The 13,259-nt window shown below is 62.9% G+C and carries 12 protein-coding genes and 1 tRNA gene; 9 read left to right on the top strand and 4 right to left on the bottom strand.

From position 1 onward, the window contains the following. Window positions 1-140: 140 nt before the first annotated feature. A tRNA-Val gene (locus tag AZ34_RS11280) sits at window positions 141-217 on the top strand. Between the two features lie 84 nt (window positions 218-301). Here AZ34_RS11280 and AZ34_RS11275 read toward each other — a convergent pair. Next, complete coding sequence (locus AZ34_RS11275; RefSeq protein WP_051509717.1) at window positions 302-832, bottom strand: DUF4148 domain-containing protein; 531 nt, start codon at window positions 830-832, stop codon at window positions 302-304. A gap of 260 nt (window positions 833-1,092) precedes the next feature. Between AZ34_RS11275 and AZ34_RS11270 the strand changes: the two genes are divergently transcribed. The 5 genes from AZ34_RS11270 (at window position 1,093) to rimO (ending at window position 7,166) form a co-directional block, all read left to right on the top strand. Then, window positions 1,093-2,031, top strand: a complete 939-nt coding sequence (locus tag AZ34_RS11270; RefSeq protein ID WP_051509715.1) for a LysR family transcriptional regulator — start codon at window positions 1,093-1,095, stop codon at window positions 2,029-2,031. A gap of 10 nt (window positions 2,032-2,041) precedes the next feature. Continuing rightward, the gene (phaR, locus tag AZ34_RS11265; RefSeq protein ID WP_035608100.1) at window positions 2,042-2,608 is read left to right on the top strand and encodes a polyhydroxyalkanoate synthesis repressor PhaR; all 567 of its coding nucleotides are present in this window, start codon (window positions 2,042-2,044) and stop codon (window positions 2,606-2,608) included. A gap of 85 nt (window positions 2,609-2,693) precedes the next feature. Beyond that, window positions 2,694-4,355 carry a methyl-accepting chemotaxis protein gene (locus tag AZ34_RS11260; RefSeq protein ID WP_035608098.1) on the top strand — a complete coding sequence of 554 codons (1,662 nt, stop codon included), beginning with the start codon at window positions 2,694-2,696 and terminating at the stop codon, window positions 4,353-4,355. Window positions 4,356-4,506: 151 nt separating this feature from the next. Next, the gene (locus AZ34_RS11255; protein WP_035608096.1) at window positions 4,507-5,733 is read left to right on the top strand and encodes a cation:proton antiporter; all 1,227 of its coding nucleotides are present in this window, start codon (window positions 4,507-4,509) and stop codon (window positions 5,731-5,733) included. A gap of 2 nt (window positions 5,734-5,735) precedes the next feature. Further along, window positions 5,736-7,166 carry a 30S ribosomal protein S12 methylthiotransferase RimO gene (gene rimO, locus AZ34_RS11250; RefSeq protein WP_155831880.1) on the top strand — a complete coding sequence of 477 codons (1,431 nt, stop codon included), beginning with the start codon at window positions 5,736-5,738 and terminating at the stop codon, window positions 7,164-7,166. A gap of 170 nt (window positions 7,167-7,336) precedes the next feature. On the opposite strand, the gene AZ34_RS11245 is transcribed toward rimO, so the two are convergent. Both AZ34_RS11245 and phaP read right to left on the bottom strand, forming a co-directional pair. Further along, entirely contained in the window at window positions 7,337-8,392 is a 1,056-nt protein-coding gene (locus tag AZ34_RS11245) for a Fe(3+) ABC transporter substrate-binding protein (RefSeq protein ID WP_035608094.1), read from the bottom strand. A 328-nt stretch (window positions 8,393-8,720) separates the two neighbouring features. Continuing rightward, window positions 8,721-9,281 carry a TIGR01841 family phasin gene (gene phaP, locus AZ34_RS11240; protein WP_035608092.1) on the bottom strand — a complete coding sequence of 187 codons (561 nt, stop codon included), beginning with the start codon at window positions 9,279-9,281 and terminating at the stop codon, window positions 8,721-8,723. 192 nt (window positions 9,282-9,473) lie between these two features. Here phaP and AZ34_RS11235 point away from each other — a divergent pair, with 192 nt between their 5' ends. The 3 genes from AZ34_RS11235 (at window position 9,474) to AZ34_RS11225 (ending at window position 12,429) form a co-directional block, all read left to right on the top strand. Continuing rightward, window positions 9,474-9,962 carry an acyl-CoA thioesterase gene (locus AZ34_RS11235; protein WP_035608090.1) on the top strand — a complete coding sequence of 163 codons (489 nt, stop codon included), beginning with the start codon at window positions 9,474-9,476 and terminating at the stop codon, window positions 9,960-9,962. Between the two features lie 93 nt (window positions 9,963-10,055). After that, window positions 10,056-11,438 carry a sodium:proton antiporter gene (locus tag AZ34_RS11230; RefSeq protein ID WP_035611551.1) on the top strand — a complete coding sequence of 461 codons (1,383 nt, stop codon included), beginning with the start codon at window positions 10,056-10,058 and terminating at the stop codon, window positions 11,436-11,438. 13 nt (window positions 11,439-11,451) lie between these two features. Next, window positions 11,452-12,429: a 2-hydroxyacid dehydrogenase gene (locus AZ34_RS11225; RefSeq protein ID WP_035608088.1), complete on the top strand. Its 978-nt coding sequence runs from the start codon at window positions 11,452-11,454 to the stop codon at window positions 12,427-12,429. A gap of 139 nt (window positions 12,430-12,568) precedes the next feature. Here the strand turns inward: AZ34_RS11225 and pal are convergent, their stop codons facing one another. Further along, window positions 12,569-13,123 carry a peptidoglycan-associated lipoprotein Pal gene (gene pal / locus AZ34_RS11220; RefSeq protein WP_035608086.1) on the bottom strand — a complete coding sequence of 185 codons (555 nt, stop codon included), beginning with the start codon at window positions 13,121-13,123 and terminating at the stop codon, window positions 12,569-12,571. Window positions 13,124-13,259: the final 136 nt, after the last annotated feature.

Below are 13,259 nucleotides of genomic sequence, written 5' to 3'. Positions count from 1 at the left end.
TATGGAGAGCCGCTGCGTGGGCCTGCTTGGCCTTGCTGGGGTGCACAGCAGGGTGAATGGCGAATTTGGGTGCTCGGAATCCTGCTATACTCGCTGTCTCACTGAAATTGAGTTAGCGAATTCAGTGAAGAAAAGCAAACAGGCGCGTAGCTCAGCTGGTTAGAGCACCACCTTGACATGGTGGGGGTCGTTGGTTCGAGTCCAATCGCGCCTACCAAACAACAAAAGAAAAAGAAAAAAGGCCCCGGTTCATCACCGGGGCCTTTGTTATTTCAGCAGTCTTTAATGGGCTTGCCTCAGCTCACATGCGGGTGGCCTGGGTCGACTCGGCCTGGAGTTCATGCATCCGCGCGGCTTCCTTTTGCGCGTAGAAGCCCGGGAAACGCTGACTGAGCGTTTCGTTGCCTTCACTGCCGACCACGATGTCACCGGTGCGCACGGCCTCGGCCAGTTCAGCGCGAACTTCAGCGCGGCTCTTGCCGGCCATGGCGACCTGCGGGTACAGGTCCGGGCGTTGTTCCTTCAGCGTTTCATTGCCTTCGCTGCCAGCAGCGACGATGTCGCCGGTGCGCACAGCCTCGGTCAGCTCCGCGCGGACTTCGGCGCGGCTCTTGCCGGCCACGGCAGCCTGGGGGTACAGGTCGGGACGTTGCTCGTTCAACTTGAGATTGCTGTCGTCGTTGGCCTGGATGTCGCCGGTGCGGATGGCTTCGGCCAGCTCGGCGCGAACCTGGGCACGGGTCTTGCCGGGGGTGCCGTTGTCGGCGAAGGCCGGGGTGGCCATCAGGGCGGCCAGGGCGATGGCGGAAATGGAGGCGTAAGTGCGGTTCATGATGACTTCCTTGTCTGCTTCATGCGGTCGGCGGGTCGAACTGACCGGGCTCAAGGCCGTATGGAGTCGATGGTTCGATGAAGCGGGTCGGTGAAACGGGGCGCTGCGTCGATGGGATGAACTGTAAAATTTTCAAAACAATAGATAAACTAGCGCTTCGTGATTTCGGTGTTTCTGAAATCGGAATAATCTGGGCTTGAAGCGCCGGGAGGTGATCCCAGCATTGGGGCCGGAAACGCCTTTTTGGGGGATTCGAGACGATGGACCGCCTGCAAGCGATGAAGGTGTTTGAACGCGTGGTGGACGAGGGCGGATTCGCCGCTGCCGCGCGTTCCCTGGACATGTCGGCGCCGGTGGTGACACGCCTGGTGGCCGACTTGGAATCACAACTCGGCGCGCGTTTGCTGCAGCGCTCCACCCGCCGCGTTTCCCTTACCGAGGCGGGGCATGCCTATCTAGATCGGGTGCGGCACATCCTCCAGGACGTCGACGAGGCCGAAGCTTTGGCCGGTTCCCACGCCACGGAGCTGGCGGGCGTGTTGCGCCTGCACGCCCAGCCTTTGCTGGCCAGTTTTCTGCTTGCGCCCCTGATCAGCGAATTCCGCCAACGCCATCCGCGCATTCACTTTGAGATTGAGGCGGATTTCCTGGACGACTCGCAGATTGAGAACCACGACATCACCATGCTGGTGACCGACGCGCAATTCGATGGCGACGTGGTGGCGCGCAAGGTCGTCGAGAGCGAGATGATTCTGATCGCATCCCCCCGCTATCTGGCCCGCCGCGGCACGCCGCAGGGTCCATCGGATCTGATGGTGCACGACTTCCTGCGTCTGCGACCCAAGCCGGGCGATCGACCCAAAGCTGTGCGCATGTGGCGACCCGAGGCTAGCCAGGACGTCGTGGAAGTCATGCCACCCCCCGCTTTCACCTCCAACCACATCGACACCTTGCTGCAGGCCGCGCTCAGCGACGCGGGCATAGGCTCGATGGCCGTTGATCTGGTGGCGCCTTACCTGGCCCGGGGCGATCTGGTGCGTGTGCTGCCCCCCTGGGTCACCGGACGGGTTGTGGTGTACGCGGCCTTGCCCAGCCGCAAGTTCATGCCGCGGCGCACGCGGGTTTTTCTCGACTACCTGGTGGAGGAAACACGCAGGCAGCAGGGCGAAATCACCTCCCTCCTGGGGTGCCCACGGTAAACTTTGCACGATGAACACCGGCTCCGCCAGCGCTGACGCCCAGCCTGATCCCGACCCCCAGACCGCCGCCGACGAGGCTGCGTCCGAGGGGCCGCAGCGGGTCATCAAGAAGTACCCCAACCGCCGCCTCTACGACACGCAGACCTCCAGCTACATCACCCTGGTTGAGGTCAAGCAACTGGTGATGGCGCAGCAACCTTTTGTGGTGCGCGACGCCAAGAGCGGTGTTGATTTGACGCGCAGCATCCTGCTGCAGATCATTCTGGAGGAAGAGGCCGGTGGCACTCCGCTGTTCTCCACGCAGATGCTGGGCCAGATCATCCGTTTTTACGGTCATGCGATGCAGGGTTGGATGGGGGGCTACCTGGAGAAGCACATCCAGACCCTGCATGAGATGCAGACGCGCATGACGGCCGTGGGGATGGCACAAAACATGGCCAAGAGCGTGGAGGATTCCACCCAGCGTTACCTGCAGATGCAGGAACAGATGCAGCGCCAGTTCCAAGAGCAGATGCAGAAGCAGAGCGAGCAGATGCTGGGCCTGTTCGCCGCGATGCGCCGTAACTCCGGCCGCTGATCACGGAACCGTAACGTATTTGTCAAATGGCGCGGGCACACTGCCGCTGCCATGCAGTCCGCATGGCAGCCGGAGACTGTTGCCCATGCGCATGTATTTCAAGGTAAGCACAGCCCTGACGGCCACGCTGACCCTGTTCGTCATCAGTTTCGTGCTGTCCGCGGGGGCAGCCATGTGGATATTCCAGAGTGACCGCGAGGCGATCGAGCAATTGGGGCGCGACAACATCGAACGCGCCAGTGAAATCAGCGACCTGAGCAGCCGCTTGTTCCTGGCGCGTGCCGATTTGGGGCAAGCCAAGAACCAGATGGAAAGCGGCCTCGAAGAGGGACGCGATGAAATGCTGCGGCGCGCCGATGTGCTGCTCGACGGCGCGCGTGCCAGCCTGCAGCGGCTGGAGTCCAAGCCGGATATGTCCCCCAGCGGACGCCCCCTGTTCGAGGCCTTGGTAAACACGGCGCGGCAACTTGAAAGTCAGTCCTTGACGCCATTGCGCACGGCTGTCCAGGGATGGAACGCCGTCGAGGCCAACAAGCTGGCGGGCCAGGCCTTGACGCAATCACTGCAGCGTTACATCGCCGCCGTGGATGCTTTTCAAGCTTATGCGTTGGCACAAGGCCGCAATGCGGTGGCCGAGGCCGCGCGCATGCAGGGGCGCGCCATGGCGGGCGCCGTGGTGGTATTGGTGACTGTGCTGCTGCTGGGGCTGATGCTGCGCCTGATGTTTGGTCGCATCATCCTCGCGCCCTTGCGCGAGGCCGGCCTGCACTTCGACCGCATGGCCGACGGCGACTTGACTGGCGTCATCCACGACCGGGGGCGCAACGAGATTGGTGGCTTGTACCGCGCCATGGCGCGCATGCAATCGGGCCTGGGCGGTGCCGTGACCCAGGTGCTGCAGGGCGTGGAGCAGATCACGGCCGGCACAGGCCATATCGCGGACAGCAGCCGCGACATCTCCGCACGCAGCGCGCAGCAGGCGGATGCCTTGCGCCAAGTCTCCATCAATCTCGCCCGTCTGTCCGAGACGGTCACCAGCAATGCCCGTCACGCCGGTGCGGCCAGCCAGCAGGCGCGTGAAGTGGCCCGACTGGCCGGCGCGGGCGGTGCCGAGGTCAACACGGTGGTGGCCAGCATGGAGGGCATCGCGGCCGTCTCGCAGCGCATTGGCGAGATCGTCGGCGTTGTCGATGGCATTGCATTTCAGACCAATCTGCTGGCGCTGAACGCGGCCGTTGAAGCCGCGCGGGCCGGGGAGCTGGGCAGGGGCTTTGCCGTGGTGGCCTCCGAGGTGCGTCAACTTGCGCAACGCAGCGCGGAAGCGGCGCGTGAGATCAAGGTCTTGATCGACACGGCCAATCAACGCGTCACGCAAAGCGTGCAACAGGTCGGACAGGCCGGCGCCACCATCGCGCTCGTCGTGCGCTCCGTGGATCAGGTGACGGAGATCGTCGCCGACATTTCTTCGGACAGCGCCCGCCAGGCCGACGACGTGAGCGCACTCAGCGGCACGGTGCGCGAGTTGGAAGGACACAGCCGCGACACGGCCGCCGGGGTTGCGCAGGCCGCTGTCGCGGCGCGCGCGCTGGCGGAGCAGGCGCGCGGTCTGCGCACTGCAGTCTCGGTGTTCCGGCTGGACGCGTCGTCCGCGCCGCGTTTGCCATCGACGGCACACAGGCCGCCGCTGACCGCGTCGCAAGTTGGCATGCCTGAACCCGCGAACGAGCTGTTTGCAGCGCGCGCTTGAGTCGGGCGGGCCTGGGCCACCGGTCCCAGCCGTGGTGGGGTAGCCCGGCCACGCGCTGGGCAAGACGGTCCCCGATACAATGCTGGCCCTTGCAGCGCGCCGGCCTTGGGCCACCTCCCGTGGCGCGAGGCCCTTCACGTGCTCGGTGCTCATGGCCTATTCAGCGATCCTGATCGTTTCCATCTTTCTGCTGCTGGCCTTTGCCGTCGAGCGCGTCAGTGCCCTGTTGCGCCTGCCCTCGGTGATCGTGCTGGTGGCCGTGGGCTTTGTCGCCAAGCCCTTGTTGGCGGCTTTGGGTTATCAACTGGATGGGGTGGGTGTGTTGGTGCCGGTGCTGGGTGCCATCGGCTTGATCCTGATCGTGCTTGAGGGCGCGTTCGACATCGAGCTGCGGCGCGATCGCCTTCCCCTGGCGGGTCGGGCTTTCGGCATGGCCCTGGCCAGTCTGCTGTTCTACATGGCCGTGTTTGCCGCCCTGGCCATGCTGGTCTTGGGCTGGTCATTGTTCTCGGCTTTGCTGCTGGCTGTGCCCTTCGCCATCATCAGCAGCGCGGTCGCGATTCCCAGCAGCCAGTCTCAGCCGGGGTCGGTGCGCGAGTTCGTGGTCTACGAAAGTTCGATTTCCGACATCTTGGGCGTGCTGGTGTTCTTCGCCCTCATGAACTCTGGTGGCACGGTGGTCGGTTTGCTCAGTGGCCTGATCGGTGGCGGTGTACTGTCCTTGTTGCTGTCGGCCGTATGTTCGATCGGCCTGGTGATGGTGCTGATGCGGGTCGACGGCCATATCCGTTTCGTTCCCCTGCTGGCCGGACTGTTCGGTCTGTACGCGGTCGGGGAGTTGCTGCACCTTTCGCCGCTCATCATGGTGTTGCTGTTCGGCCTGGTGCTCAACAACCCGAGCTTGATTGCCCGCATCCCCGGTCTGCGTGGCTGGATGGATGCCAGTTATGACACGACCCTGGACCAGTTCAAGGTGCTGGTGCAGGAACTGACCTTCGCGGTGCGGGGGGTGTTCTTCATCTTGTTGGGGTATTGGACCGAGCTGGCCGACTTGCTCGCCTGGCAGGCCTGGATGACGGCGGCGCTGGCGCTGGTCGTGATTTACGGCGGGCGCCGCTTGCTGCTGGCGTTCGCGCGGCAACCGGCGGCTGACCTGCTGCTGTGGTTCGCACCGCGCGGCCTGATCACCGTGTTGTTGTTCCTGAATGTGCAGGCCCTCCATGAATCCGAGGCTTCGGGCGCGATGGCCGTGCCGTCTCTGCCAGACTATTTCTCGGGCGCCGTACTCATCGTGGTGCTGGTGTCCACCGCCCTGGTCGCCATGGCCCGCCGACAGGCAGATGCTCCCGGGCCTTCAACCCTGAATTCTTCGACATGAACATGCAAACTTCCAAGGATGCGGCCACAACCGCGACGGCTTCGTTGGCGGCGCCCAAGGTCGGTTTTGTGAGCCTGGGCTGTCCCAAGGCCCTGACCGATTCCGAGCTCATCCTCACGCAATTGAGTGCCGAGGGTTATCAGACTTCCAAGACCTTCGCCGGCGCTGATTTGGTCATCGTGAATACCTGCGGTTTCATTGACGATGCCGTCAAGGAAAGCCTGGACACGATCGGCGAGGCGCTGGCCGAGAACGGCAAGGTCATCGTCACGGGCTGCTTGGGGGCGCGCACCGTCGGTGGAGCGGAGGGTGGTGAGGGTGGGACCAACCTTGTTCGGCAGATGCACCCCAGCGTGCTGGCGGTGACGGGGCCCCACGCCACCCAAGAGGTCATGGATGCGGTGCACCTGCACCTGCCCAAGCCGCACGACCCGTTCCTGGATCTGGTGCCGGGTGGTTTTGGCGAGGCGGGCTTGAAGCTCACGCCGCGCCACTACGCTTACCTGAAGATCAGTGAAGGCTGCAACCACCGTTGCACCTTCTGCATCATCCCCTCGATGCGGGGGGACCTCGTGAGCCGTCCAGTCGGCGACGTGCTGAAGGAAGCCAAGGCCCTGTTCGAAGGCGGCGTGAAGGAGTTGCTGGTGGTGAGCCAGGACACCTCGGCCTACGGCGTGGACGTGAAGTACCGCACGGGCTTCTGGGACGGCAAGCCGGTCAAGACACGCATGCTGGACCTCGTGCAAGCGCTGGGCGAGCTGGCCGCGCAACATGGCGCCTGGGTGCGTCTGCACTACGTTTATCCCTATCCGCACGTGGACGACATCCTGCCCTTGATGGCACAGGGCTTGGTGCTCCCTTACCTGGACGTGCCTTTCCAGCACAGCCACCCGGAGGTGCTGAGGCGCATGAAGCGACCGGCCAGCGGGGAGAAGAACCTGGAGCGTATCCAGCGCTGGCGTGAGATTTGTCCCGAGTTGGTGGTGCGCAGCACCTTCATCGCGGGTTTTCCGGGTGAGACCGAGGAAGAATTCGCGCATCTGCTCGACTTCGTGCGTGAGGCCCAGATCGACCGTGCGGGTTGTTTTGCCTACAGCCCAGTGCGTGGTGCGGCCGCCAATGAGTTGCCCGGCGCCTTGCCGGATGCGCTGCGCGAGGAGCGGCGCCAGCGTTTCATGGCCGTGGCCGAGGAAGTCTCCACCGCGCGTCTGCAGCGGCGTGTCGGGGCGACCATGCAGGTGCTGGTCGACTCCGCGCCTGGCCTGGGCAAGAAAGGCGGCGTGGGTCGTAGTTATGCCGACGCGCCGGAGATTGACGGCACGGTACGCCTGCTGCCGCCGGAAAAAATCAGCAAGACCTTGAAGGCCGGTGAATTCACCAAGGCACGCATCGTCGCGACCGACGGACACGATCTCGTGGCCTTGCCGATCTGAGTGAGACTGGGCGCGGACGCCATCGCCTCAAGCGGTGCGAGACGATCTGGCACGCGTTGCACCTTGATCGGGGCCTTGCAGATGTCCAAGAACAAGTAGCCGTTATCGGCTGACCATGACAAAACGGCCATGACATCGCTGTCATGGCCGTTGGCACCGGGCGTCTCGGCTTATTTGAACCCGACGCGGTCGAGCATTTGCTGTACCTTCAGGGAATTGCCGCCCACGGCGCTGATCGGGATGGTTTCGCTCTTGAAGTTGGAACCACCCATGCGCTGCAAGGCGCTGTTATTCACCTTGACGCCCTTGGCGGCGGGCCATTCATTGTTCGCGTCGGAGAAGACCTCCTGCGCTTCCGCACTGCTCAGATACTCCAGAAACTGGATGGCCCCAGCGCGGTTGGGCGCGTGCTTGGCCACGGCGGCGCCGGCGATGTTCACATGCGTGCCCCAGCTGGCCTGGTTGGGGAAGACCACTTGTACGCGATCGGCCACGGCAAGGTCTTCCGGCTTGGTCGAGTGCATCAGGCGCGCGAGGTAGTAGCTGTTGGTGACCGCGATGGCGCATTCGCCCGAGGCCACGGCGCGGATCTGGTCGGTGTCTCCGCCCTTAGGATCACGCGCCAGATTGGCGACCATGCCCTTGAGCCATGCTTCGGTCTTGGCTTCGCCCATGTGTTCGAGCACTGCGCCGAACAGCGAAAGGTTGTAGGGGTGCGAGCCGGACCGCAGGCACAGCTTGCCCTTGTTCTTGGGGTCGCCAAGTTCTTCGTAGGTGTCGACGTCCTCGCGCTTGACCTTGGCCGGGTCGAACACGACCACGCGGGCGCGGGTCGAGAAACCGTACCAGCTGGAGGCACCTTGGGCGTCGGGGGCGCCGCGCAGCGTCGCGGGAATGGCGGCGTCCAGCACGGCGGACTTGACCGGCTGGAACAGGCCCATCGATTCGCCTCGCCATAGACGAGCGGCATCGACCATCAAGATCACGTCGGCGGGGGAGGCTGCGCCTTCGGCACGCAGGCGTGCCACGATGCCGGCGTCGTCCGAATCCACGCGCTGGACCTGAATGCCGGTCTTCTTGGTGAAGCCTGCGTAGAGGATTTCGTCACTCGGGTAGTGGCGGGCGGAATAAACATTCAGCACTTGCTGCGCCTGTGCGGCGCTTGCGGCGACCAGGGTGGTGACGCAGAGCAGTCGGGCAAACGGAAGTAGAGCGGAGAGCTTCATGAGAATCGTTCTGATGGACGAAGGGAGTCGCATCATATAGGCGGTGAGAACCATTCTCACAAAATGTCAAGGAACGCCAAGGGTTAAGGCGCCTGCACCAAAGACGAAAAAAAAGCCCCATCCGAGGATGGGGCTTTGAAGGGATCCCTGAAGCCTGAGCTTGCGAAAGGACCCGAGGAGACAAACGGTGGAAATCGACGTCAGCGTTTTATGACAATTAATTCATAAAGCGAAATCAACTTCCGATGAGTGAATTATCTCAGGGTTTTTACCGGTTTGTAAAGTCGGCGGCTGTAAATCCTTGTAAAAAAACGCGCCGCACCGGCCTTCAAGCGCGCTTCCTGGACTTGCCCGAGTCGGCGGCACCCGCAGCGGCATCCATGGCGCTGGAGGTCGCAGCCTTGATGCTGGTTTCCGCGAGCGCGGCGGCTTGTTTGGCGGACTTCTGCGCGGTTTCCAGCACATTGTTGGCTGCCGCCACGGCGCTCTTGAACAGGGCGACAGCGGTTTCGGAGCCGGCCGGTGCGTTCTGGGCCGTGCTTTCCACCAGCTCCTGGAACTTCTTTTGCACTTCGGCGAATTGGGCTTCGAAGGCCTTGCTGAATTCGGCGCTGGTTGCGGTGGAGATCTCATACACCTCGCGGCTGTAGCTGGCGGCTTTTTCGCCCAGCGGCTGCAGCATGTTGGAGGGCAGGGTGAGCAGGTCCTGCGGGTCCTTGACGCTCAGCAGGGTCTGGGTCTGGCTGGCGCTGTCGGCCAGCAAGGCCTTGCTGGCGGCCAGATGCAGTTCCACCAGCTTTTCTATGCCTTCGAAAGCCTTGCTGGTCAGGCCGAAGAGGGATTCGATGTTGGCCTTGTTGGTGGCCAGGACTTGTTCAGCGGTCAGCATACGGTACTCCTTGAGGAAATGGGTTCATACACGAACTCGACACCACGGGACTCACGCGATATGTTGCACTGCAACATGACTGGCATTGTAGGGAGGATGCTTGTGAACGCAAGGTGTTTGGACTGGGTCTATGCGCTTTAGGGGCCAAGCCCTAATTGGGCTCGGCGCGGCGCGCTGGCAAAATGCCGCCCCATGACAAAAACAACGGGTGACGCCCGTCCCAGCCAGCCCGGATCGGCTCCAGAACGCCCCGGTCCGCAGACACGAGAGTCCTACCAGGTATTTCGCACCTTGACCACGCGCTGGATGGACAACGACGCCTACGGACATGCCAACAACGCGGTGTATTTCAGCTGGTTCGACACGGCGGTCAATGCTTGGCTAGTCGAACACGGCTTGCTCGATGTCGGGTCCGGCCAGACCATCGGTCTGGTGGTTGAAAACCACTGCAACTATTTCGCCTCCCTGGGTTTCCCGCAGGCCATCGAGGCTGGCTTGCGGGTCGGCCATGTGGGTGGCAGCAGCGTACGTTATGAAATCGGGCTGTTCGCGCAGGGCGCGGCGACGACTGCGGCGCGCGGCCATCTGATCCACGTCTACGTGGACCGCGACACGCGTCGCCCGGTTCCCTTGCCCGCGAACCTGCGCGCGGCGGCACAGGCCTTGAGCCTGGAAATCTGAGTCATGACATCGTTCGGTAAGAAAAGGAAGAAGTTGATGGGTGTGCAAGCGATGGGTCTGCGGAAACTGCGGGGGGCGCTGGGGTTGCTGGCGATGGGGCTGGTCTTTTGGCCTGGTTGGGTTTCGGCGGCGGAATTGGACGGCAGCCAGTTGTCGGCCCTCTGGGGCGTGCCCTTCGCCGGAATTCTGCTGTCAATCGCGTTGGTGCCTTTGCTGGCGCCATTTTTCTGGCATCACCACTTCGGCAAGATCGCGGCGGCCTGGGCGTTGGCTTTCCTGCTTCCCTTCGCGGTGGCCTTCGGACCCGGGCTGGCCGCGCACAGTCTCGTGCACGCACTGCTGGCCGAATACATCCCCTTCATCCTGTTGCTGACGGCCTTGTTCACCGTTTCGGGGGGGATCTACATCAAGGGCAATCTGCATGGCAGTCCAGCGCTGAACACGGCCATCCTGGCGATCGGCGCGGTGCTGGCCAGTTTGATGGGGACCACGGGCGCGTCGATGCTGCTGATCCGTCCGCTGATTCGCGCCAACGACAACCGTCGCCACAAGGTGCATGTCGTCGTCTTCTTCATCTTCATCGTCTCCAACGTGGGCGGGTCGCTGACGCCCCTGGGCGATCCCCCCTTGTTTCTGGGCTTCCTGAAGGGTGTGGATTTCTTCTGGACCCTGCAGCACATCTGGCCTGACACCCTGTTCCTGGTCGGGGCCTTGCTCCTGCTGTTCTATCTGCTGGACAGCTGGTACTACCGACATCGTGAGGAAATCAAACCGGTGGACCCGACGCCGGACACGCCGCGACTGGGCTTCGACGGGAGTGTCAACTTCGCCCTGCTGGCCTGCGTGGTGGGCCTGGTCTTGATGAGCGGCGTCTGGAAACCTGGCGTGGTGTTCGAGGTATTCGGCACTGAAGTTGGCCTGCCTGGCCTGGTGCGTGATGCCGGTCTGATCGCCGTGACGCTGATCTCTCTCAAGCTCACGCCGGGCGACGTGCATGAGAACAACCAGTTTTCCTGGGGGCCGATGCAGGAGGTGGCCAAACTGTTCGCAGGCATTTTCCTGACCATCATTCCCGTGATCGCCATGCTGAAGGCTGGTGTGAACGGGCCTTTTGGCGCTGTCGTCGCGGCGGTCACGAACGCCGATGGTTCGCCGAATCCGGCCATGTATTTTTGGGCTACCGGGGTCCTCAGTTCCTTCCTCGACAATGCACCAACCTATCTCGTGTTTTTCAATACAGCGGGGGGCGACCCGGCGGTGCTGATGGGTTCGATGGCCACCACCCTGGCGGCCATCTCGGCCGGCGCGGTGTTCATGGGTGCCAACACCTATATCGGCAACGCCCCCAATCTCATGGTCAAGGCCATCGCAGAAGACCGTGGCGTCAAGATGCCCAGTTTCTTCGGTTACATGCTGTGGTCGGTGGGCATCCTTGTGCCCCTGTTCGTCGCCGTGACATTCCTCTTCTTCCTTTGACCAGGAGCCCGTGATGAGCAAACCCCGCATCCTGGTGGCACGCGCGATCTTTCCCGAAACGATCACCAAGCTGGAGCAGCATTTCGAGCTGGAGACCAACCAGTCCGACGAGGAGATGAGCGGAGCGCGCCTGATCGACAAACTGCGCGACAAGGACGGCGCGTTCACCACGGGCAGTGTGCGCATCGATAAGGCCGTGCTGGAGGCCTGCCCGCGCCTCAAGATCTGCGCCAACATGGCCGTGGGCTACAACAACTTCGACCTGGATGCGATGACGGCGCATGGCGTCGTGGGCACCAACACACCGGACGTGTTGACCGACACGACGGCGGACTTTGGCTTTGCCCTGCTGATGGCCACGGCCCGTCGGATCACCGAAAGCGAGCATTACCTGCGCGCCGGCAAATGGCAGAAATGGGCTTACGACATGTTCGCTGGCGCGGACATCCATGGTTCGACCCTGGGCATCCTGGGCATGGGACGTATTGGGCAGGGCATCGCCAAGCGCGGCGCGCATGGCTTTGGCATGAAGGTGATTTACCACAACCGCAGCCGCCTGGACGCCGCGCTCGAAAGCGCATGCCAGGCCCGCTACGTGAGCAAGGAGGAACTGTTGAGAACGGCAGACCACCTTGTGTTGGTGTTGCCCTATTCCAAGGAATCACACCACATCATCGGGGCGGCTGAGCTGGCCCAGATGAAACCCACGGCCACGCTGGTCAACATCGCCCGCGGCGGCATCGTCGATGAAAACGCGCTGGTGCATGCCTTGCGCAAGGGCAGCAACGGTGGGGGCATCGCTGCCGCGGGTCTGGATGTGTTCGAGGGCGAACCCAAGTTGAACCCGGAGTTGCTGACGGTGCCCAACGTGGTGCTCACGCCCCATATCGCCAGCGCCAGCGTGCCGACACGTCGGGCCATGGCCGAACTGGCTGCGGACAATCTGATCGCTTATTTCCAGCGCGGCAAGGCGATCACGCCTTTGAACTGAGCGGATGCAAGGCTTGGCCGCATCGTTGCAGGGTCTACCGCGCTGCATCAGCAGGAATGCGATCGGTGATCGAGGTCCTGCCAGCTGAGCAGACAGTTCAATGTGGGAGTGAAAAAAAGCGGTCCGCAGACCGCTTTTTTTATTTGTAGATGATTTCGTCGCGGCGGTTCTTGGACCAGGCCGCTTCGTTGCTGCCTCGCACGGCCGGTTTTTCCTTGCCGTAACTGATGGTCTCGATCTGCGAGGCGTTCACGCCCAGCAGCACCAGCATCTGGCGCAGCGCATCGGCGCGGCGTTGGCCCAGCGCGAGGTTGTACTCCGTGCCGCCGCGTTCGTCAGCGTGCCCGGCGATCGTCACCGAGCGTGTCGGATTTGCCTGCAGGAAGCGGGCATGTGCCTCGATCACGGCACGGAACTCGGGCTTGATCGCCGAGCTGTCATAGTCGAAATAGATCAGCTTGGCGACATCTGCGATCGACTCAGCCTGCTTGGTGGTGGCCACCACCGGAGCGGCAGCGCTGGCTGGCGCTGCCTCGGGTGCCGCCGTCGTTGTTGGGGCGGCGGCGGCGGGCGCGGCTGTTGCAGCGCTGTCGGTGGTGCTGGGGGTATCGGTCAAAGCCACCGAGGAGCAGCCAGCCATGACCAGGGTGAGGATAGGGGCCACGCCAAGCAGAATCCATTTTTTTGAAGACATCTATTTCTCCTAGGGGTGAATTGGCGGCGATGAAGACACCATGCCGCCGAGGGGTCGGAGGCGTCTTGCGCCCAAGAGCCCGACCAGCCGGCCTCGGATGAGGAGCGCCTTGCGTCGGGTATGGCCGACCTTAAAT

Source organism: Hylemonella gracilis str. Niagara R (genome assembly GCF_000600295.1).
In the GTDB taxonomy this organism is placed as follows: Bacteria; Pseudomonadota; Gammaproteobacteria; order Burkholderiales; family Burkholderiaceae_C; genus Hylemonella; species Hylemonella gracilis_A.
The sequence above is the reverse complement of the archived record's forward strand: the minus strand, read 5'-3'. Positions and strand labels throughout refer to the sequence as shown.

Coding starts and splice junctions, on each gene's coding strand:
- pal (WP_035608086.1), bottom strand. CDS start 13,123: ATGTCTTCAAAAAAATGGATTCTGCTTGGCGTGGCCCCTATCCTCACC.
- phaR (WP_035608100.1), top strand. CDS start 2,042: ATGAACACCGGCTCCGCCAGCGCTGACGCCCAGCCTGATCCCGACCCC.
- AZ34_RS11260 (WP_035608098.1), top strand. CDS start 2,694: ATGCGCATGTATTTCAAGGTAAGCACAGCCCTGACGGCCACGCTGACC.
- AZ34_RS11245 (WP_035608094.1), bottom strand. CDS start 8,392: ATGAAGCTCTCCGCTCTACTTCCGTTTGCCCGACTGCTCTGCGTCACC.
- phaP (WP_035608092.1), bottom strand. CDS start 9,281: ATGCTGACCGCTGAACAAGTCCTGGCCACCAACAAGGCCAACATCGAA.
- AZ34_RS11230 (WP_035611551.1), top strand. CDS start 10,056: ATGGGGCTGGTCTTTTGGCCTGGTTGGGTTTCGGCGGCGGAATTGGAC.
- AZ34_RS11235 (WP_035608090.1), top strand. CDS start 9,474: ATGACAAAAACAACGGGTGACGCCCGTCCCAGCCAGCCCGGATCGGCT.
- rimO (WP_155831880.1), top strand. CDS start 5,736: ATGCAAACTTCCAAGGATGCGGCCACAACCGCGACGGCTTCGTTGGCG.
- AZ34_RS11270 (WP_051509715.1), top strand. CDS start 1,093: ATGGACCGCCTGCAAGCGATGAAGGTGTTTGAACGCGTGGTGGACGAG.
- AZ34_RS11275 (WP_051509717.1), bottom strand. CDS start 832: ATGAACCGCACTTACGCCTCCATTTCCGCCATCGCCCTGGCCGCCCTG.
- AZ34_RS11225 (WP_035608088.1), top strand. CDS start 11,452: ATGAGCAAACCCCGCATCCTGGTGGCACGCGCGATCTTTCCCGAAACG.
- AZ34_RS11255 (WP_035608096.1), top strand. CDS start 4,507: ATGGCCTATTCAGCGATCCTGATCGTTTCCATCTTTCTGCTGCTGGCC.